The sequence below is a fragment of the Pseudomonas sp. GP01-A4 genome (assembly GCF_058780865.1).
Genome location: NZ_JBYSWF010000075.1, coordinates 1 through 19,692 on the forward strand (window position 1 = coordinate 1; position 19,692 = coordinate 19,692).

Here is a 19,692-nt window from a genome sequence, read left to right on the forward strand (position 1 = left end):
GTGGATCAGTTAGCTCATTCGGCGACTGACACACCGCATTCGCGAGCAAGCCCGCTCCCACATTTGTTCTGTGCACTTATCCCGTCGGACGGTAAACTCGCGCCATTGCTGTCTGGAGCTACTTATGCGCGAAGAGTTGAACCAAGGCCTGATCGACTTCCTCAAGGCCTCCCCTACCCCGTTCCATGCCACCGCCGCCCTTGCACAGCGCCTGGAAGCGGCCGGTTTCCAGCGTCTTGACGAGCGCGAGACCTGGACCACCGAGGCCAACGGGCGCTATTACGTGACCCGCAACGACTCCTCGATCATCGCCTTCAAGCTCGGCCGCCACTCGCCCCTGCAAGGCGGCATCCGCTTGGTCGGCGCCCACACCGACAGCCCGTGCCTGCGGGTCAAGCCACAGCCTGAACTGCAACGCCAGGGCTTCTGGCAACTGGGTGTGGAAGTGTACGGCGGCGCGCTGCTGGCGCCGTGGTTCGACCGCGATCTGTCCCTGGCCGGCCGCGTCACTTTCCGCCGCGACGGCAAGGTCGAAAGCCAGCTGATCGACTTCAAGCTGCCCATCGCGATCATCCCCAACCTGGCCATTCACCTGAACCGTGAAGCCAACCAGGGTTGGGCGATCAATGCCCAGACCGAACTGCCGCCGATCCTTGCGCAGTTCGCCGGTGACGAGCGCGTAGACTTCCGCGCAGTGCTGACCGAGCAACTGGCTCGTGAACACGGGTTGAACGCCGATGTGGTGCTCGACTATGAGCTGAGCTTCTACGACACCCAGAGCGCGGCCGTGATCGGCCTCAATGGCGACTTTATCGCCGGTGCCCGCCTCGACAACCTGCTGTCGTGCTACGCCGGCCTGCAAGCCCTGCTCACCGCCGAAACCGATGAAACCTGCGTGCTGGTCTGCAACGACCACGAAGAAGTCGGCTCGTGCTCCGCCTGCGGTGCCGACGGCCCGATGCTGGAGCAGACCCTGCGCCGCCTGCTGCCCGAGGGTGATGAATTCGTACGCACCATCCAGAAGTCGCTGCTGGTGTCTGCCGACAACGCCCACGGCGTGCACCCCAACTACGCCGAGAAGCACGACGCCAACCACGGCCCGAAACTCAATGCCGGCCCGGTGATCAAGGTCAACAGCAACCAGCGCTACGCCACCAACAGCGAAACCGCCGGGTTCTTCCGCCACCTGTGCATGGCCGAAGAAGTGCCGGTGCAAAGCTTTGTGGTACGCAGCGACATGGGTTGCGGCTCGACCATCGGCCCGATCACCGCCAGCCACCTGGGCGTGCGCACCGTGGATATCGGCTTGCCGACGTTTGCGATGCACTCGATTCGCGAGCTGTGCGGCAGCCACGACCTGGCGCACCTGGTGAAGGTGTTGAGTGCGTTTTACGCGAGTCGTGATTTGCCGTAACCGCAGGATGAACACAAATCAAATGTGGGAGCGGGCTTGCTCGCGAATGCAGAGGGTCAGTCAATACATCTGATGACTGATCCACCGCTTTCGCGAGCAAGCCCGCTCCCACATTTTGATCTTCATTGTTTGATAGATCGGGCTCAGTTCAACACTTCACTCAGCGGAATGAAGTTGACCCGGTCACCGATCTCCAGCGTCGTCCCCTCCAGCACTTCTACCAAACCTTCGGCCCACGCCGCGCTACGCAGCACACCCGAGCTCTGGTTGCGGTAGATGATCGCCTTGCCCTGCTCCAGCCGCCCGCGCAAATACTCGCGGCGATTCCCCGGCTTGGGCCAGACAAATCCCACGGGCACTTCAATGCGCAGCGGCTGCACGTCTTCCACGCCCTGGCGGCGCAACAGGTAAGGCCGCGCCAGCAAGGCAAAGGTCACCAGCGTCGACGCCGGATTGCCCGGCAAACCGATCACCGGTACACCACGGAAATGCCCGAACGTCAGCGGCTTGCCCGGCTTGATTGCCAGCTTCCACAGCGCCAGCTCCCCTTCTTCCCGCAGTGCAATCCCGAGAAAATCCGCCTCCCCCACCGACACACCGCCGGTGGACAGAATCAGGTCTACCGAGCCCAATGCGCCCAGGCGTTCGCGGGTTTGTTCCAGGTCGTCCGGCAGGATCCCGGCGTCCACCACTTCGCAGCCCAGGCGCTCCAGCCAGCTGCACAGCACCCGGCGATTACTGTTGTAGATCTGCCCGGGGCCCAGCGGCAGACCCGGCTCGATCAACTCGTCGCCGGTGGACAGCACAGCCACGCGGGCGCGTCGTACCACCTCCAGCCGATCACGACCCAGCGAAGCCGCCAGGCCCAACTCGATCGGGCCCAGGCGTGTACCTGCTGGCAACACCCACTCGCCCACCGTGGTTTCCTGGCCTTGGGGACGGATGTTTTGATCCACCTGCAACGCTTCGGTGAAGCTCACCCGCTGATCGGCATGGACCACGGCGTTTTCCTGCATCTCGACGCAGTTCGCGCCCTCCGGTACCGGGGCTCCGGTGAAGATCCGCGCGCAGGTACCGGCAGCCAAGGGCTCGGGTGCCGTGCCCGCAAAAATGCGCTGGCTGACTGCCAGTGGCTCACCGGTCCAGTCCGCCAGGCGCAGGGCGTATCCGTCCATGGCGCTGTTGGGCCAGGGCGGCAAGTCCAGCGTGGAGATCAACGCCTGGGCCAGCACCCGACCATCACACTCGGCCAGCGGCAACGTTTCCGGCTCGCGAATCGGCGCTGCCTCGGCCATCGCCAGCAATTGTTCGAGGGCGTCTTCCACCGGCATCAACGCGCCGGTCTTGCCCGGCTTACCCACGGGATTCACAGGGCTCGGCCTGTTTCAAATGCGGGACGAAGTTGCACGGGCGGTGACGGTTATCCAGTTGCTCGGCGAGAATCCCGTCCCAACCGGTGCGCACCGCGTTGGTGGAGCCCGGCAGGCAGCACACCAGTGTGCCGTTGGCCAGGCCGGCCAGGGCACGGGATTGCACGGTGGAGGTGCCGATATCGGCCACGGAGATTTGCCGGAACAGTTCGCCGAAACCATCCACCTGTTTATCCAGCAGGCAGCTCACCGCTTCCGGGGTGCTGTCGCGGCCGGTGAAGCCGGTGCCGCCGGTGATCAACACCACCTGCACCACGTCTTCGGCAATCCAGTGCGCCACTTGCGCACGGATTTTGTACAGATCATCTTTAAGCAAAACTCGCTCGGCCAGCAGGTGACCGGCGGCGGTCAGGCGGTCGACGAAGACCTGGCCCGAGGTGTCGGTTTCCAGGGTGCGGGTGTCGCTGACCGTCAATACAGCGATATTCAGGGGTACAAAGGGCGCATCAGCCTTGGCTTTCATGGCTCGGTCCAGTTGTCGAAGGAACAGCCCGATGTTATATCACAGCCCCCCATTTCACTGCCCGCAGGAGCCGTCATGCCAAGCCATTCTTCCCCACTGCCCTGCTCGATCCTTTTGCTGGCCGGCGGTCGTGGCCAGCGCATGGGCGGCCTCGACAAGGGCCTGCTGGACTGGCACGGGCAGCCGCTGATCGCGCACCTGCATCGCCTGGTGCGGCCGTTGACCGACGACCTGATCATCTCCTGCAATCGCAACCAGGCGCAGTACGCGGCCTATGCCGACCGATTGGTCGGCGATGACAGCCCCGACTTTCCAGGGCCACTGGCCGGCATTCGCGCAGGACTGGCGGTGGCGCAGCATGGGCATCTGCTGGTATTGCCGTGCGATGTACCGCAGATCGATGCACGATTGCTCGCCGACCTGCGCAGCACGGCGCAGCAAAACCCGTTGCTGCCGGTGATGGTGCGCCACGGCGATTTCTGGGAACCGCTGCTCTGCGTGATCCCCACTTCGCTGCGCGAGCCCTTCGAACGGGCCTGGGCAGCCGGCGAGCGCAGCCCGCGCCAGATCATGCAGGCGCTGGGGGCCAAGGCCCTGGATTGCCCCGCCGACGATCCGCGCCTGGCCAACCTCAATACACCGGAGTTGTTGCACCGCCCGCCCAGCGTGTCAGAATGAGCGTCGAACAAGGAACTTTGCCGACGTTACACACGTCACAAGGTCAGTACTCAACAAAGCATTCTCTCGGAGACAAACTCATGACTCAACGGACCATCGCCGCTCTCATGCTTGCACTGGGCCTCGCTACCCTTGCCGGTTGCGCCTCGCCGACAGTGATCACCCTGAATGACGGTCGCGAAATCCAGGCCGTCGACACTCCTAAATTCGACAAGTCCACCGGCTTCTACGAATTCGAACAGCTGGATGGCAAGCGCACCCAGATCAACAAGGATCAGGTTCGCACCGTTAAAGACCTGTAAGTCTTAACGCCAGATACAAAAAAGCCCGCGTAATGCGGGCTTTTTCGTTGCTGGGGTTTACCAGTCCAGGCTGATCTCGCTGCGAAAGTCGCGCTCAAGGCCGGTGACCGGGTCGATGAAACGCACCCCCTGGGCCAGCAGCTTGAGCGGGTTGGCGTAGTCGTCCTCGGCATCCTTGATAACGTCGGGGTAGAACGGATCGTTGCAGATACTCGCGCCCAGGGCCGTCATGTGCACCCGCAACTGATGCTTCTTGCCGGTCACCGGAAACAGGCCATAGCGCCACAGGTCGCCATTCTTTTCCCGCACCTCGACCGCCGTCTCGGTGTTGCTCGCCCCCGCGCCTTCCTGCATGCGAAAGAACGGCTCGCCATCCACCAGCCGGCTTTTGTGTACCAGCGGAAAGGTCAGCCCAGGCAATGCAGGGGCAATGGCTTCGTAGAACTTGTCGATCTTGCGCGTGGGAAACAGCTGTTGATACGCCGAGCGCGTCTGGGGGTTGGCCGAAAACAGCACCAGCCCTGCGGTATGCCGATCAATGCGATGCAGCGGCACCAGCGCCGGGTTGTCCAGGCGACGGATCAAACGCCGCAACAGGGTCTGCTCGACGTATTCACCGGCAGGCGTGACCGGCAGGAAATGCGGCTTGTCGGCCACCACCAGGTGTTCATCGGCGTACAGGATCGTCTCCTGCACCGGGATTACTTTCTCGTTCGGTACTTCGCGAAAGTAGTAGATGCACAGGCCTTCGCGGTAGGCGAGGTCCTGATTGATGGGAGTGCCATTGATGTCCAGTACCCTGCCCCGGGCGATGCGGTCCAGCCATTGCTCACGGCTGATGGCCTGGAAGTGCTCACACAGGCAATCCAGCACGGTGGCCCAGGCGCCTGGCGGCAGGTACAAGGTGCTGGCTTGGTGCTGGGCAGCGGAAAAAACGGACATGGCAGGCTCAAGACGTGGACATACAGGCGCGCATTATCCCGCATGCAGCCGGATCAGGCCCAGCACAGATTCAGGCCTTGGCCAATTCCGCGCGCAACACCGGTGACGCACTGGCCGCCTCGGTGAATTCCTTGAGCCAGCGCAGCACATCCACCGCTTCCCAGCGGCCCGGGTCGTAAAGCGCATACAGCAAGCCCTGGTAACCCACCACATCCAGCTGCTTGTGATAACCCGCGCGCTGGAACAGCGCCTCGATCTCGGCAAAGCAGGTGTTGAAATGCACTTTGTTAAACGGCGTCTTGCCTTCCGTGACCAGGCCATCGAGGCGCAGCTCGTTCACCGCGTCGCGCACGACGTCGGCGGACATGCGATTGACGCTGCTTTTCAGTTGTTCAACATTCACCACGGGCGTTCCCTCTCATTCAATCGCTGTACAAACATACAGTAACCGAATAATCGGGAACTCGCCATCGCCGAGTGCTAGCTAAGAAAGTTCACTACCTGCGCTTCGTCGAACGGCCACTCCAGCTCCGCGCCCGTGTCTACCCGGCGCAGCACCGGAATCCGCAGGCCGTAGGCTTCAGACAGGGCCTCGGAATCGGCGATATCCACCAACTCCACCAGCAGGCCGTGTTCGACCAACGGCATGATTTCGGCTTCGGCAATCTCACACAGATGGCAGCCCAGGGTGCCGAACAACTGACATTCAGGAAGCATGGCAAAGGGTCCGAGAAGAATCAGGCACCTATTCTAACAGCGTCGGGACACTGCAAAAGCCTGACCCAGATCAGCATGGCGTATAACTGATTCAGCGACTCTCGCGACTTTTTTCCCGTAATACCTGCAATGGAGCTGCATGTGTTTGCCAACCTGCTGATTATCCTGGCCTCCTCCCTGGTGGTGATTGCGCTGTTTCGTCGCCTGCAACTGCCGCCGGTGCTGGGCTATCTGTGTGTTGGCCTGGCCGTGGGCCCCACCGCCCTCGACTGGGTCAATGACAGCGAAGAGTTGCCAGACCTTGCCGAACTGGGTGTGGTGTTCCTGCTGTTTTCCCTGGGCCTGGAGTTTTCTCTCAACAAAATGCTCGGCCTGCGCCGGGTGGTGTTTGGCTTGGGCAGCCTGCAGGTACTGTGCTGCGGGTTGCTGCTGGGCGGTTTGCTGGCACTGTTCGGCCTGTCGCCGACGACCGCGCTGTTGCTCGGTGCTGGACTGGCACTGTCGTCCACCGCCATCGTCAGCAAGGAGCTGACCAGCCTCGGCGAAATCTTCAGCAGCCATGGCCAGAATGCGATTGGGGTATTGCTGTTCCAGGATGTAGTGGCCGTATTGCTGCTGACCCTCTTGCCAGTGTTCGCCGGTAACAGCGAGCAAGCCTGGTACTGGGCATTGCCACTGACCCTGGGCAAAACCGTGGTGCTGTTCCTTGGCCTGCTGCTGGCCAGCCGCTGGTTGCTGCCGCGTTTGTTCCGTGAGGTGGCGGCGTCCCATTCGGCCGAATTGTTCGTGCTGCTGGCACTGGTGATCGTACTGCTCACCGCCTGGCTGACCCACTTGCTGGGCCTGTCCCCGGCACTCGGTGCGTTTCTCGCCGGCATGCTGCTGGGGGAAAGCCATTACCGCCATCAGATCGAAGCCGATATCCGACCGTTTCGCGACATCCTGCTAGGACTGTTTTTTGTCAGCATCGGCATGCTGATCGACCTGCAACTGTTCGTCAGTCATAGCCTGTTGATTCTCGGCCTGACCCTCACGCTGATGTTGATCAAAGGCTGTGTGGTCGCGCTATTGGTGCAACTGCGCGGCAGCGACGGTGAAACCGCCTGGCGCAGCGGCCTGGCGCTGGCCCAGGGCGGCGAGTTCTGTTTCGCCTTGATGGCGCAAATGCAGCAAAGCCGCCTGATGCCCGCCGACATCAGCGGCCTGCTGCTGGCTGCCACCTTCTGCTCGATGCTATTGACTCCGCTGTTGCTCAGGGCTGCACCCGCGATTGCCCTGCGCCTGCACCGCAAGCCCAACCAGCAAGTACAGCTTGAAGAGATTACGGCCCTGAATGCCGAGCTGCGCGACCACGCGGTGATCTGCGGCTACGGCCGGGTTGGCCAGTCCATCGGGCGCTTCCTGCACCGTGAACAACAGGCGTTCATTGCCCTTGATGACGACCCGGAGCGAGTCCAGGACGCTTCTACCGAAGACAGCGCCGTGCATTACGGCGACTGCCGCCGTGGCGCCCTGCTCAGCGCGGTCGGCCTGGAACGTGCGCGCCTGGTGGTGATCGCGGTGGACAACAGCGACGTCGCCCTGGCCGTGCTCAACGAAGCGCGGCGGATCAACCTGACCGTGCCGATCCTGGTACGCACCCGCGACGACAGTCAGCTGGCCGAACTGAAAGCCGCCGGCGCCACTGAAGTGGTGCCCGAGTTGCTGGAGTCGAGCCTGATGCTCGCCTCCCATGCGTTGATCCTGCTGGGGTTGTCGGAGCAGCAGGTGCAAGGCCGTGTCGATGAAGTGCGCCAGAGCCGGTACCGGCTGTTACATGGCTGCAACCAGAACGAAGGGGACGCGCCCCTCAATCCTGACTGACCGCGCCAATCTTGTGGATCGACAAATCCGCGCCGTAATACTCCTCTTCCTGGCTCAAGCGCAGCCCGTAAACGCGCTTGATCACCCCATACACCAGGAAGCCGCCGGCCAGGGCTACCACTACCCCCAGCGCGGTGCCGATCAACTGGCTGATCAGGCTCACGCCGCCCAAACCGCCCAGGGCGGTATGGCCGAAGATCCCGCAGGCAATCCCGCCCCACACGCCGCACAGCCCGTGCAACGGCCATACACCCAGCACATCGTCGATTTTCCAGCGATCCTGGGCGGCAATGAAGAACCAGACGAACAAGCCGCCCGCCACCACGCCGGTCACCAACGCGCCCACCGGGTGCATCAGGTCGGAACCGGCACAGATCGCCACCAACCCGGCCAATGGACCGTTGTGCAAGAAGCCTGGGTCGTTACGGCCGATCACCAATGCCGCTACCGTGCCACCGACCATCGCCATCAACGAATTGACCGCCACCAGCCCACTGACCCCGGACAGGGTTTGCGCACTCATGACGTTGAAGCCGAACCAGCCGACAATCAAGATCCACGAGCCCAACGCGAGGAATGGAATACTCGACGGCGCGAACGCCACCAGGCGCCCTTCCCGATAACGCCCCTGCCTTGGCCCCAGCAACAGCACCGCCGCCAGCGCCAGCCAGCCGCCCATGGCGTGCACCACGACGCTGCCGGCAAAGTCATGGAAGCTGGCGCCGAAGGTGGCCAGCAACCAGGCTTGCAGGCCGTAGTTGCCGTTCCACACCATGCCTTCGAAAAACGGGTAGATGAAGGCTACGATCAACGCAGTGGCACACAGTTGCGGAACAAACCGTGCACGCTCGGCGATTCCCCCGGAAATGATCGCCGGGATCGCCGCCGCGAAGGTCAGCAGGAAGAAGAACTTCACCAGGCCGTAGCCGTGGTCGGCGCTGATCACCGCCGCCGGTTGCATGAAGGTCACGCCGTAGGAGATCCAATAGCCTATAAAGAAATAGGCCAGTGTGGAAATCGCGAAGTCGCTGAGGATTTTCGACAGGGCATTGACCTGGTTCTTCTGGCGCACCGTGCCGACTTCCAGGAAGGCAAAGCCGGCGTGCATGGCCAGGACCATGACCGCACCAATCAGAATGAACAGCGTGTTGGAGCTGTGGACGAGGGTGTCCACCGCGCTTTGCAAATTTTCCATGGAGGATGGCAGGCCTGCACATGCAGGAAAAAGCACCAAAGCAGTTCATGACCTTCATGATGCGCACTAAATTGGCACCAGCGGTCCGACCCTCGTTTGAGGCCGTGAACCGCTTTGGCGCAGCGATCATTGAAAAAGGCAGAATCCGACAGGGTTTTTCCGCGAGTTTTAGTTATTTAGGGTAAGGTTTTTCAGGGTTTGAGCCCCAACCGCCCGGATTCAGCGCAAGGCCCCGGGCCCGCGCACCAAGGCAAAGCAAAAGCTGTACCAGACAATTGCAGTGAACCTTCACCGACACCGGTGACTCGAAACCAGAAGTAAACAGACCAGCCACTCACGGAGATAACCATGGCCAGAAAAACGGCAAAGACTGCTCAAGAAATACTGATGGCGGATTTTCAAACCCTGGTCAGCGATACCGAGAAGCTGCTGGACGACACGGCCATCCTCGCCGGTGACCAGGCTGACGAGCTTCGCAGCAAGATTCACGAAAGCCTGCTCAAGGCCCGTGAAACCCTGCAACTGACCGAGGACTCCCTGCGCGAACGCGGCCAGGCGGCGGTCACGGCCACTGAAGACTATGTGCAGGCCAACCCCTGGCAGTCCGTCGGCATTGCGGCCGGCGTGGGCTTTTTGATCGGCCTGCTGGCTACAAGGCGCTAATCATGTCTATCGGCGAATCCGGCTCGTCCACGGGCCCAAGTTCTACTTCACGGCGCCTGGGCGCGGCTGTCCTGGGTTTGCTGCACAGCCATGTCGAGCTGTTCGGCATCGAGTTGCAGGAGCAGAAAGCCCGCACCGTCAGCCTGTTGCTGTTCGCCGGCCTGGCGCTGGTGTTTGCCTTGCTGTTGCTGGTGGGTTTGTCGGCGCTGGTGATGATTCTGGTGTGGGATACCTACCGCCTGACCGGGATTATCAGCCTGTGTGTGTTCTACATACTGGCCGCAGCATTCTGCGGGTTGCGCCTGAAGGCGGCGGTGTTCGATGAGTCCACGCCGTTCCACGCCACCCTCGAAGAGCTGGCCAACGACCGGGAGCGCCTGCTGCCATGAGCATGACTGAATTGCCGCAAAACACTTCCCGACGAGAAATGCGCAAGGCGTTGATCCGCCTGCGCATGGAAATGCACCGCCAGGAAATCCGTCACGAGTCCCAGCAACTGATGCTGCCGCTGCAAAAGGTCCGCAACATGGGCCAGAGCTGGCAGGACGGTTTTGGCATCAAGCACGCGCCGCTGTGGGGCGTGGGCGTGGTGACGCTGCTGGGGTTTCTCACCGGCAAAGGCGCCAAGGGCGGCGGAATCGGCACCATGACCCGCCTGGTGCGGCTGGGTGCCGGCCTGATCCCGCTGATCAAACTGGCCATGCAAGGTGCTTCGCGCAAAAGTTGAGCGTGCTGGCTGCATTCTTGCAAACAGATCAGGCCCGGCCCTCTCCATTGAGGGCCGGGCCTTTTTTATTTCCGGTCTTTTAAGGAGGCCCCGTGATCGACGGGCAACCGCTCGCCTGCTTCCAGCCATTCATCGACACCGCCACCGGCCGCATCGCCGGCGTAGAAGCCCTGGGCCGCCTACGCCAGGCGAATGGCCAACTGCGCTCGGTGGGTCCGCTGTTCGCCGACCCGCGCACGCCCTCGGTGGCCTTGCGCCGCCTGGACCGGCAGATCCGTGACAATGCCCTGAGCCGCCTGCATGAAGCCCCGCAGGAGTGGTTCCTCAGCCTGAATATCTCGCCACGCTGGATCACCCGCCTGCGCCCGGGCCAGGCACTGCCGAGCCTGAAGCAATTGCAACTGCATAACGTCGACCCGCGCCGCATCGTGTTCGAGATCACTGAACTGGGCGGCGATATCCTGCGCCTGGCCGAAGTCGTCGAGCGCTACCGCGAGGCCGGCGCGCGGATTGCCATTGATGACTTCGGCGCCGGCTATTCGCAGCTGGACCGGGTGCTGGCCTTGCAGCCGGACATTCTCAAGCTGGACATGCGCCTGTTCCAGGCCGCGGCCCGCGGTGGCCCGAGCGGTGAGGTGGTACGGGCACTGGCGCAAATGGCGGAAAAAACCGGCTGCTGGATCATCGCCGAAGGGGTGGAAACCGAGGGCCAACTGAATTTCGCCCTGGAATGCGGTTCGCGTTATGTCCAGGGCTACCTGTTCGCCCAGGCCCAACTGGACTGGTTCGACACCGACGCATTCGTGCCGCGCTTCGCCCAGTTGCGCACCGGCTATGTCCAACAGAAGCTCGCCGAACGTGGCCGGATCATGCAACTGCGCCAGCAACTGGCGGAGCTGATGCAGATCCTGCAAACCTGGGCCCACACCCGTGCACCGCTGAGCCATCTGCCGCAATTGACGGGGTTTCCCTGGCTGCTGCGTTTTTACCAGTGCGACCGGCATGGCACGCAATTGACGCCCAACTTCGAATGGCACCAGGGCGCCTGGCAAGCCGACAGCCGCTACCTGGGCCACAACTGGTCATGGCGTCCGTATTTTTATCATTTGCTGGCCGAAGGTTGGGAGGAGCGGCGGCTGACCCTCTCCTCAACCTATCGCGATGCCACGACCAACCAGTACTGCCTGACTGCCGGACAATTCTTTGATAATGGTCAGCGCCTGCTGTTAATCGATATCGACGCCGCCGGCCTGTAGTTTTTCGCTTGCGAAGGCCTGGCTGAACCGGGAAGCTGGGAGCCGTCATTCACCGCACGGAGAGTACCCGCCTTGGATTGGCCCACCCTGCTTACCCGCGAACGCCTTGGAAAACCCCTGCACAGCCCGGAAGAACTGGGGCGCAGTCCGTTTCACAAAGACCATGACCGCATCATCTTTTCCGGTGCGTTTCGCCGCCTGGGCCGCAAGACGCAAGTGCACCCGGTGACCAGCAACGATCACATCCACACCCGGCTGACCCACTCCCTGGAAGTCAGTTGCGTGGGACGATCCCTGGGCATGCGCGTGGGCGAGACCATCCGCAGTGCCCTGCCCGACTGGTGCGACCCGAGCGACCTGGGCATGGTGGTGCAGTCGGCCTGCCTGGCCCATGACATCGGCAACCCACCCTTCGGCCATTCCGGCGAGGACGCGATCCGGCACTGGTTCCAGCAAGCTTCAGGCCGTGGCTGGCTGGATGACATGAGCAGCGCCGAACGCAATGACTTCCTCAACTTCGAAGGCAATGCCCAGGGCTTCCGGGTACTCACGCAACTGGAATACCACCAGTTTGATGGTGGCACCCGCCTGACCTACGCCACCTTGGGCACCTACCTGAAATACCCCTGGACCGCCCGCCACGCCGACTCCCTGGGCTACAAGAAACACAAGTTCGGCTGCTACCAGAGCGAACTGCCGATCCTGGAGCAGATCGCCCAGAAGCTCGGCTTGCCGCAGTTGGAAGAACAACGCTGGGCCCGGCACCCGCTGGTGTACCTGATGGAGGCGGCCGACGATATCTGCTACGCGTTGATCGACCTCGAAGACGGCCTGGAAATGGAGCTGCTGGAATACGCCGAGGTCGAGTCACTGCTGCTGGACCTGGTGGGCGACGACTTGCCGCAAACCTATCGGCAACTCGGCCCGCTGGATTCCCGGCGACGCAAGCTGGCGATCCTGCGAGGCAAGGCCATCGAACACCTGACCAACGCCGCGGCCCGGGCGTTCGTCGAACAACAGGACGCGCTGCTGGCCGGCACCCTGCCGGGGGACCTGGTGGAACATATGCACGGCCCGGCCAAGCGCTGCGTGCTGGATGCCAAGGACATGGCCCGCAAGAAGATCTTCCAGGACAAGCGCAAGACCCTGCATGAGATCGGCGCCTACACCACCCTGGAAATCCTCTTGAATGCCTTCTGCGGCGCGGCCCTGGAACAACATGGCGGTCGCACACCGTCGTTCAAGAACCGACGCATCCTCGACCTGCTGGGCAATAGCGCCCCGGACCCTTCCTGGTCATTGCACGCGTCCTTCCTGCGCATGATCGACTTTATCGCCGGCATGACTGACAGCTACGCCAGCGAGATGGCCCGCGAGATGACCGGCCGCTCCAGCCCGCAATAAATCGGAGCCCTGGCTGATGGCCAGGGCGACTTTTCAAAGAATCGCCCTACGCACGGAACAGAGCGGCCTGATCGAAGTTCTTCCCCGCCGCGATGAATAATCGCGCGCCCTGACCGCAGTCTTTCGACCTGCTCCTGCGCCCGATAGCTGGCGGGCCCATTAACTTCTTACTACACGCCCTGGTGGAGCGTCTTCAGGGCTCTTGTCCATTCCATGGAAAAAACCATGCTCGAACAACTTCGCATCCTGTTGGTGGAGGATCACCCCTTTCAATTGCTGGCCACCCAATGCCTGCTACGAAACTATGGCTACCACGACCTGGCACTGGCCGAGAATGCAGAACAGGCAATGCGGCTGATGACACAAACCGACGTGCCATTCGATATTCTGCTCTGTGATCAATGTTTGCCCGACTTGCCCGGGCTGGAGTTGATTGAAATTGCCAACCGCAGAGGCTTTATAAGGTCCGCGATATTGCTCAGCGGCCTGCCCGTCAATGAACTGGAACACCTGATGGCCCAGGCATCCCGACGCAACTTTGCATTACTTGGCTATTTGTCGAAGCCGTTAAGCCACCTTGAGCTGAATGAACTCATACGCCAATCACGCCTTACTCGCTCAACAGAAAAGTAGGAAGTTAAACACCCGGGCAATCCGAAAACGCCTCTTTATAACGCTGCCCTCTCACGACCAGTTACTTTTAAATTCCACCCACGCAAAACTCTTACACCCAAACAACAAACACCTCACAGAGCGTAATCCCTTGCTTTTTTTGATGTAGGATTATTCTTGTTTTACGTTTGTTCCACATCAAGTTCATCCTCCTTCATTGCCATGTGAGCTAATGTGCCGACTTTATTTGCGCCTGTATGGAATTTGATCATGAACTCAGTTTTTATTATTGACGACCACCCCGTCATCCGACTTGCCATTCGGATGTTGTTAGAACACGAAGGCTATAAAGTAGTGGGAGAAGCCGATAACGGTTGTGATGCGATACAAATGGTCAAGGAGTGTCAGCCTGACCTGATTATCCTTGATATCGGCATTCCGAAACTCGATGGCCTGGAAGTGCTGTGCCGGTTCAACGCAATGAGTACACCGACCAAGACGTTGATACTCACTGCCCAGACCCCCAAGCTCTTTGCTACCCGGTGCATGCGCTCCGGCGCGGATGGCTATGTGTGCAAGGAAGGTGACTTGAGCGAACTGCTCAGTGCCATCAGGGCGGTCTTGTCAGGTTACAACTACTTCCCGAGCCAGGCCCTTAACGGCAGCACTAACGAAACGGATAACAATGAAGAGCTTGAACTTTTCAAAGTCGTCAACGATCGTGAACTCATGGTATTACAACTTTTTGCCCAAGGCCGGACAAACAAGGAAATCGCCAAGGGCATGTTTCTCAGCAACAAGACCGTCAGCACTTACAAAAAAAGGCTCATGCAAAAACTGAAAGCCAAATCCTTGGTAGAACTTATCGAGATGGCAAAACGTAACGCGCTAGTGTGAGAAATCGGATGCCCAGGCGATTAAAGGACTATCTAATCATATTGAGTATCGGGGTGTGCCTCAGCACTTCCGTGCCTGCCGAACAAACTGTTCCCGAGCAATATGCCCTGCTGGGGCGTGCCGGTGCCGTTCAACTGGACACCCCCCTGAACAAGACACAACGCCAGTGGCTGCAGAACAAACGGGAACTGATACTGGGCACCTCTGCACCCGACTATCCGCCCTTCGACATCACCTCCAGCGGGCGTGATTATGAAGGGCTGACTGCCGATTACGCCGGGCTGCTGGCCAGGACACTGGCGATACCGCTCACCGTGTTGCGCTACTCCTCCCGTGAAGCCGCGATCCAGGCGCTGGCAAACGGCGAAATCGATTTTCTGGGGTCTGCCAACGGTTTTGAAGCGGCGAATCCCGACATCGTCCTGTCACTGCCCTACGCAGTGGATCAGCCGGTACTGGTGACCCGTGAAGGTGAGAACCGCGACCTTGGCGACGGCCTGGCCGGCCTGCGCCTGAGTCTTGTCTACCATTACCTGCCCATGGACGAAGTGCAGGCGCTGTACCCCAAGGCGACCATCCACGCCTACCCGTCCTATCAAAATGCCTTGAATGCCGTGGCATTCGACCAGGCTGACGTATTCCTGGGCGACACCATTTCCACTCACTACATGATCAACAAGGGCTACCTGAAAAATATCCGCATGGCCAACTTCGGCAAGCACGAGGCCCACGGGTTCAGCTTCGCCTTGCGCAAGGATCAACCCATTCTCCTGAGTATCATCGACTCAGTGCTCGATGGCGTATCAACCTATGAACGTGACAGCATCGCCAAGCGCTGGAGTGCGGGCAGCGACATTCTGCTGACCGACCGCAAGCTGCAACTGAGCCTGCGCGAAGAGCGCTGGCTCAAGGACAACCCCGTGGTGAAGGTGGTGGTCAATGAAACCCTCGCCCCCCTGACGTTCTTCGATACCGACGGCAAGTTCCGGGGCGTCACCGCCGACGTGCTGGAGCTGATCCGCCTGCGAACCGGCCTGCGCTTCGAGATTCAACACGTGCGTGACGTCGCCAACATGATGGAACTGGTGCAGACCGGCGCAGCCGACATCATCGGCGCAATTACCCCCAGTACCGGGCGCGAGTCCCAGTTGAACTTCAGCCGCCCCTACCTGGAAAACTCCTACGTATTACTGACCCGTAAAGAGCCGGGCGCGCCCACAAGCCTTCAAGAACTGGCCGGCAAGCGCCTGGCGATTACCCAGGGCAATCAGCTGGAAAAATTCCTGCAGCAGGCATTTGCCCAGATAAACCTGGTGGAAACCGGGGATACCTTCAAGGCATCGGAATTGCTGGCACAGGGGCAAGTCGACGGCGCAGTGAACCCTTTGGTGATCGCCAACTACCTGCTTTCTTCTCCGGCATTCCAGGACAAACTGCAGATCAGTTCCAGCATCGGCACGTTGCCTGCGACGTTTGCCCTGGCGACGTCCCGGCACGCCACGGAGCTGAGTTCGATCCTGGACAAGGCACTGCTGAGTATCGCCCCGGATGAGATGGCCGCGATCAACAGCCGCTGGCGCGGCTACAACGCAGCGTCCGATGGCTACTGGCGCAATTACCATCGCCTGATTGCCCAGATCATCATCGGCACCGGGCTGCTGCTGTTGATTTCCCTGGCCTGGAACGGCTACCTGCAGCGCCAGATCAAGCACCGAAAACTGGCCGAGCGCGCCCTTAACGACCAGTTCGAGTTCATGCGGGCGCTGGTCAATGAAACGCCCCATCCGATCTACGTACGCGACCACAACGGCTATCTGCAGACCTGCAACGACAGCTACCTGCAGACGTTCGACATCAAGCGTGAAGACGTCATCGGCAAAAGCATCACGCAGATGAGCATGGCCCTTGAGACGGAGGCGGCGCAGTACCATGCCGACTACCAGCGGGTAGTGGCCGAGGGTAAACCGTTGATCCTTGATCGCACCCTGCACGTGCACGGGAAAAAACTCACGATCTACCACTGGATCCTCCCCTACCGCGACTCCGTGGGCGAGGTCCAGGGCATCATTGGCGGCTGGATCGATATCAGCGAACGGCGCCAGTTGTTCGACGAACTGCGCGCCGCCAAGGAACGCGCCGACGAGGCCAATCGCGCGAAAAGCACGTTCCTGGCCACCATGAGCCACGAAATCCGCACGCCGATGAACGCCGTCATTGGCATGCTGGAATTGACACTCAAGCGCGCCGATCAGGGTCATCTTGATCGCCCTGCGATCGAGGTCGCCTACAACTCGGCCAAGGACCTGCTGGAGTTGATCGGCGACATTCTGGACATTGCACGTATCGAGTCCGGTCGATTGAGCCTGGCCCCGGAGCGGGTCAACCTGCGCGAAGTCATCGAGTCGGTGGTCCGCGTGTTCGATGGCCTGGCGCGCCAGAAAACCCTGAGCCTGGTGCTGGAGTTCACCCCCGATGTCGAGGATACCGACGTACTGATCGACCCTCTGCGGTTCAAGCAGGTGCTCTCGAACCTGGTGAGCAATGCGATCAAGTTCACTGAACGCGGGCAGGTGAAGATCAAGGTGCAGCTGAAGGCGACCGGACAACCTCAACAGATCGAGATGAAACTGGTAGTGGAGGACACCGGCATCGGGATCAATCGCGAAGACCAGCTACGCCTGTTCGAGCCGTTCGCCCAGGCCGACAACTCCGGGCACCTGGCCAGGAGCGGCGCCGGCCTGGGCCTGGTGATCTGTCGCAGCCTGTGCGCCATGATGGGCGGCCAATTGAGCCTGAGCAGCGTGCCCATGGTAGGCACCCAGGTCCACGTCAGCCTGAAGATGACCAGCCTGCCGCCGGTCAAGGCCGTAGACAAGCTCGAACCGGCCGCGGCCACGCCGGCGCCAGTGCTCAACGTGCTGGTGGTGGATGACCATCCGGCCAACCGCTTGCTGATGTGCCAGCAACTGGGTTTCCTGGGGCATCAGTTCACCGCGGCCCATCATGGTGCTGCGGGGTTCCAGGCCTGGCGCCAGGAACACTTCGACCTGGTCATTGCCGACTGCAATATGCCGATCATGAACGGCTACGAATTGAGTCACTCCATTCGCGAGTATGAGGAGCGCGAGCAGAAAACTCCGTGCGTGATACTCGGCTTCACCGCCAACGCGCAGCCCGAGGAGAAACAACGCTGCTTTGACGCCGGCATGAATGACTGCCTGTTCAAACCCATCAGTCTTACTGCGCTGGAACAGCACCTGGCGCAGGTCGATCCGCTGCCCACCCGCAACGTGTTTACCCTGCAAAGCCTGGACGCGATGACGGGCGGTGACCCACAGTTGAGCCGGCGTTTGCTCGAGGAGTTGCTCAGCAGCAGCCGGAATGATCGGGTCGAGCTGATGGCCATGCTGGCACGGCAAGCCGCGCCCGGCGACCTGATCGACCAGGCCCACAAGATCAAGGGCGCCGCCCGGATCATCCAGGCCGATACCTTGTCCGGACAATGCGAAGCGTTGGAGCAGGCGTGTGGCGAACGCGAGACACCACACGTTATCGAGGCGGGCATCAAGGCAATAGAGAAATCCATGCTTGAGCTGGAGAGGATGCTGCAGATGCAACTGGACGTGCTGGACTGTCGATAGCCTGCAGGAGCGAACTTGCTCGCTCCTGCAGGAGACTCACCCCATCAACAATCGGTCAACCGCAGGAAAATCGCCGCCAACTGCTCGATGCCGGCCTGATCCTGCGGGGTAAACCGCGACAGCGATGGGCTGTCCAGGTCGAGCACACCAATCAAGCGGCCGTCCTTGACCAACGGGACGACCAACTCGCTGTTGGACGCACTGTCACAGGCGATATGCCCTGGGAACGCGTGCACGTCTTCCACCCGCTGGGTTTGCCGCGAGGCCGCTGCCGCGCCACACACACCGCGACCAAACGGAATGCGCACACAGGCGATCTGCCCCTGGAACGGCCCGAGCACCAGCTCTTCATTGCGGTTGAGGTAGAAGCCTGCCCAGTTCAGATCATCCAGCTGGTTGAACAGGAACGCAGAAAACTGCGCGGCATTGGCAATGAAATCCCGCTCATCCGCCAACAGCGATTCCAGCTGCGCATGCAGCATGGCGTAGCCATCGAGGCCGGTTCCAGCCTGTTGCAAATCAATCATGGTTGACGCTCCAACAACTTGAGGCCCACCCAGTAGCGGGCGAACTGATAGGCACAACGGCCGTTGCGATTACCGCGCCCGGTGGCCCAGCGCACGGCGAGGATGTCCAACTCTTCATCGCGTTGCCACTGCAGACCGGCCTTGCTCGCCAACTCGCCGATCCAGTGCTCGACCACATCCAGGAAGTGCTCCTGATTGAACGGGTAAAACGACAGCCACAAGCCGAAACGGTCAGACAGGGCAATCTTGTCCTCCACCGCTTCGTTGGGATGCAGCTCGCCGTCTATGGTCTTCCAGTTCTCGTTATCGCTCTGGTTCTCGGGCACCAGGTGACGACGGTTGGAGGTGGCATACAACAGGACGTTTTCCGGCGCCTGCTCCAGGGAGCCGTCGAGTACGCTCTTGAGCACACGATAATCGCTCTCGCCGGCTTCGAAAGACAGGTCATCGCAGAACAACACAAAGCGTTGTGGCAATTTGATCAGTTGCTCGACCACCCGCGGCAGGTCCGCCAGGTGATCGCGCTCGATTTCGATCAGGCGCAGCCCGGCCTTGGCGTGCTGGGCCAGCAAGGCGCGCACCATGGACGATTTACCGGTGCCGCGCGAGCCCCAGAGCAGCGCATGGTTGGCCGGCAGGCCGTCGAGAAACTGTTGGGTGTTACGGGCCAATTGTTCGCGCTGTTTATCCACGCCGATCAGGTCGGACAGGCGCATATCCAGGCTGACTTCCAGTGGCAATAAAAAGCCGCTGCGACCTTCGCGCTGCCAACGGGCAGCCAGGCAATGGTTCCAGTCAACGGCTTCGCGCGGGGCAGGCAACAAGGGCTCCAGGCGAGCCAGTACCGCGTCGGCACGCTCAAGAAAGGCATTCAATCGAGAATCCACGACTATTCCTCTGGCAAGTTCTTGTAAAAGATGGCGTATTGGCAACCCTGAGGCAGACCGTGCAGGGCTGCACC

General features: G+C 60.9%; 20 protein-coding genes. 12 read left to right on the forward strand and 8 right to left on the reverse strand.

The features are described from left to right. Window positions 1–124 precede the first annotated feature (124 nt). Window positions 125–1,414: a M18 family aminopeptidase gene (locus AC3WKX_RS29270; protein ID WP_003209095.1), complete on the forward strand. Its 1,290-nt coding sequence runs from the start codon at window positions 125–127 to the stop codon at window positions 1,412–1,414. Between the two features lie 143 nt (window positions 1,415–1,557). Here the strand turns inward: AC3WKX_RS29270 and AC3WKX_RS29275 are convergent, their stop codons facing one another. Beyond that, window positions 1,558–2,784, reverse strand: coding sequence for a molybdopterin molybdotransferase MoeA (locus AC3WKX_RS29275; protein ID WP_102606002.1), 1,227 nt, complete (start codon window positions 2,782–2,784; stop codon window positions 1,558–1,560). Continuing rightward, window positions 2,768–3,307: a molybdenum cofactor biosynthesis protein B gene (gene moaB, locus AC3WKX_RS29280; protein WP_003209092.1), complete on the reverse strand. Its 540-nt coding sequence runs from the start codon at window positions 3,305–3,307 to the stop codon at window positions 2,768–2,770. Before moaB ends, AC3WKX_RS29275 begins: the two co-directional genes overlap by 17 nt. A gap of 75 nt (window positions 3,308–3,382) precedes the next feature. On the opposite strand from moaB, the gene mobA reads away from it, so the two are divergent. Together mobA and AC3WKX_RS29290 are read left to right on the forward strand one after the other, a co-directional pair. After that, a complete protein-coding gene (mobA, locus tag AC3WKX_RS29285; RefSeq protein ID WP_003209091.1) occupies window positions 3,383–3,985 on the forward strand; it encodes a molybdenum cofactor guanylyltransferase MobA in 603 nt (200 codons plus the stop codon). A gap of 80 nt (window positions 3,986–4,065) precedes the next feature. Continuing rightward, the gene (locus AC3WKX_RS29290; RefSeq protein WP_003209090.1) at window positions 4,066–4,287 is read left to right on the forward strand and encodes a YgdI/YgdR family lipoprotein; all 222 of its coding nucleotides are present in this window, start codon (window positions 4,066–4,068) and stop codon (window positions 4,285–4,287) included. A gap of 57 nt (window positions 4,288–4,344) precedes the next feature. Here the strand turns inward: AC3WKX_RS29290 and AC3WKX_RS29295 are convergent, their stop codons facing one another. From AC3WKX_RS29295 to AC3WKX_RS29305, 3 genes are all read right to left on the reverse strand, one after another. Next, window positions 4,345–5,229 (reverse strand): pseudouridine synthase, encoded by an 885-nt coding sequence (locus tag AC3WKX_RS29295; RefSeq protein ID WP_003209088.1) that lies wholly within the window; start codon window positions 5,227–5,229, stop codon window positions 4,345–4,347. Window positions 5,230–5,299: 70 nt separating this feature from the next. Further along, window positions 5,300–5,635, reverse strand: a complete 336-nt coding sequence (locus AC3WKX_RS29300; protein WP_003209087.1) for a hypothetical protein — start codon at window positions 5,633–5,635, stop codon at window positions 5,300–5,302. Window positions 5,636–5,709: 74 nt separating this feature from the next. Beyond that, entirely contained in the window at window positions 5,710–5,946 is a 237-nt protein-coding gene (locus AC3WKX_RS29305) for a glutaredoxin family protein (protein ID WP_003209085.1), read from the reverse strand. Between the two features lie 141 nt (window positions 5,947–6,087). Between AC3WKX_RS29305 and AC3WKX_RS29310 the strand changes: the two genes are divergently transcribed. After that, window positions 6,088–7,809, forward strand: coding sequence for a cation:proton antiporter (locus AC3WKX_RS29310; protein ID WP_102606003.1), 1,722 nt, complete (start codon window positions 6,088–6,090; stop codon window positions 7,807–7,809). On the opposite strand, the gene AC3WKX_RS29315 is transcribed toward AC3WKX_RS29310, so the two are convergent. Beyond that, a complete protein-coding gene (locus AC3WKX_RS29315; RefSeq protein ID WP_102606004.1) occupies window positions 7,796–9,004 on the reverse strand; it encodes an ammonium transporter in 1,209 nt (402 codons plus the stop codon). The genes AC3WKX_RS29310 and AC3WKX_RS29315 overlap by 14 nt on opposite strands. A gap of 348 nt (window positions 9,005–9,352) precedes the next feature. Here AC3WKX_RS29315 and AC3WKX_RS29320 point away from each other — a divergent pair, with 348 nt between their 5' ends. From AC3WKX_RS29320 to AC3WKX_RS29355, 8 genes are all read left to right on the forward strand, one after another. Then, a complete protein-coding gene (locus AC3WKX_RS29320; RefSeq protein ID WP_003209080.1) occupies window positions 9,353–9,667 on the forward strand; it encodes an ElaB/YgaM/YqjD family protein in 315 nt (104 codons plus the stop codon). A gap of 2 nt (window positions 9,668–9,669) precedes the next feature. Next, the gene (locus AC3WKX_RS29325; RefSeq protein ID WP_003209078.1) at window positions 9,670–10,056 is read left to right on the forward strand and encodes a phage holin family protein; all 387 of its coding nucleotides are present in this window, start codon (window positions 9,670–9,672) and stop codon (window positions 10,054–10,056) included. After that, window positions 10,053–10,394, forward strand: coding sequence for a hypothetical protein (locus tag AC3WKX_RS29330; protein WP_008432159.1), 342 nt, complete (start codon window positions 10,053–10,055; stop codon window positions 10,392–10,394). The genes AC3WKX_RS29325 and AC3WKX_RS29330 overlap by 4 nt, the downstream gene beginning before the upstream one ends. A gap of 92 nt (window positions 10,395–10,486) precedes the next feature. Continuing rightward, window positions 10,487–11,650, forward strand: a complete 1,164-nt coding sequence (locus tag AC3WKX_RS29335) for an EAL domain-containing protein (protein WP_102606005.1) — start codon at window positions 10,487–10,489, stop codon at window positions 11,648–11,650. Between the two features lie 72 nt (window positions 11,651–11,722). Then, complete coding sequence (locus tag AC3WKX_RS29340) at window positions 11,723–13,054, forward strand: deoxyguanosinetriphosphate triphosphohydrolase (RefSeq protein WP_003209075.1); 1,332 nt, start codon at window positions 11,723–11,725, stop codon at window positions 13,052–13,054. Window positions 13,055–13,279: 225 nt separating this feature from the next. Then, the gene (locus AC3WKX_RS29345; RefSeq protein ID WP_087694775.1) at window positions 13,280–13,687 is read left to right on the forward strand and encodes a response regulator; all 408 of its coding nucleotides are present in this window, start codon (window positions 13,280–13,282) and stop codon (window positions 13,685–13,687) included. A gap of 249 nt (window positions 13,688–13,936) precedes the next feature. Continuing rightward, a complete protein-coding gene (locus tag AC3WKX_RS29350; RefSeq protein ID WP_003209072.1) occupies window positions 13,937–14,563 on the forward strand; it encodes a response regulator transcription factor in 627 nt (208 codons plus the stop codon). Between the two features lie 8 nt (window positions 14,564–14,571). Beyond that, the gene (locus AC3WKX_RS29355; RefSeq protein WP_032898907.1) at window positions 14,572–18,204 is read left to right on the forward strand and encodes a transporter substrate-binding domain-containing protein; all 3,633 of its coding nucleotides are present in this window, start codon (window positions 14,572–14,574) and stop codon (window positions 18,202–18,204) included. A 44-nt stretch (window positions 18,205–18,248) separates the two neighbouring features. On the opposite strand, the gene AC3WKX_RS29360 is transcribed toward AC3WKX_RS29355, so the two are convergent. After that, window positions 18,249–18,731: a GAF domain-containing protein gene (locus AC3WKX_RS29360; RefSeq protein WP_003209067.1), complete on the reverse strand. Its 483-nt coding sequence runs from the start codon at window positions 18,729–18,731 to the stop codon at window positions 18,249–18,251. After that, a complete protein-coding gene (locus tag AC3WKX_RS29365; RefSeq protein WP_003209065.1) occupies window positions 18,728–19,618 on the reverse strand; it encodes an ATP-binding protein in 891 nt (296 codons plus the stop codon). The genes AC3WKX_RS29360 and AC3WKX_RS29365 overlap by 4 nt, the downstream gene beginning before the upstream one ends. Window positions 19,619–19,692 lie beyond the last annotated feature (74 nt).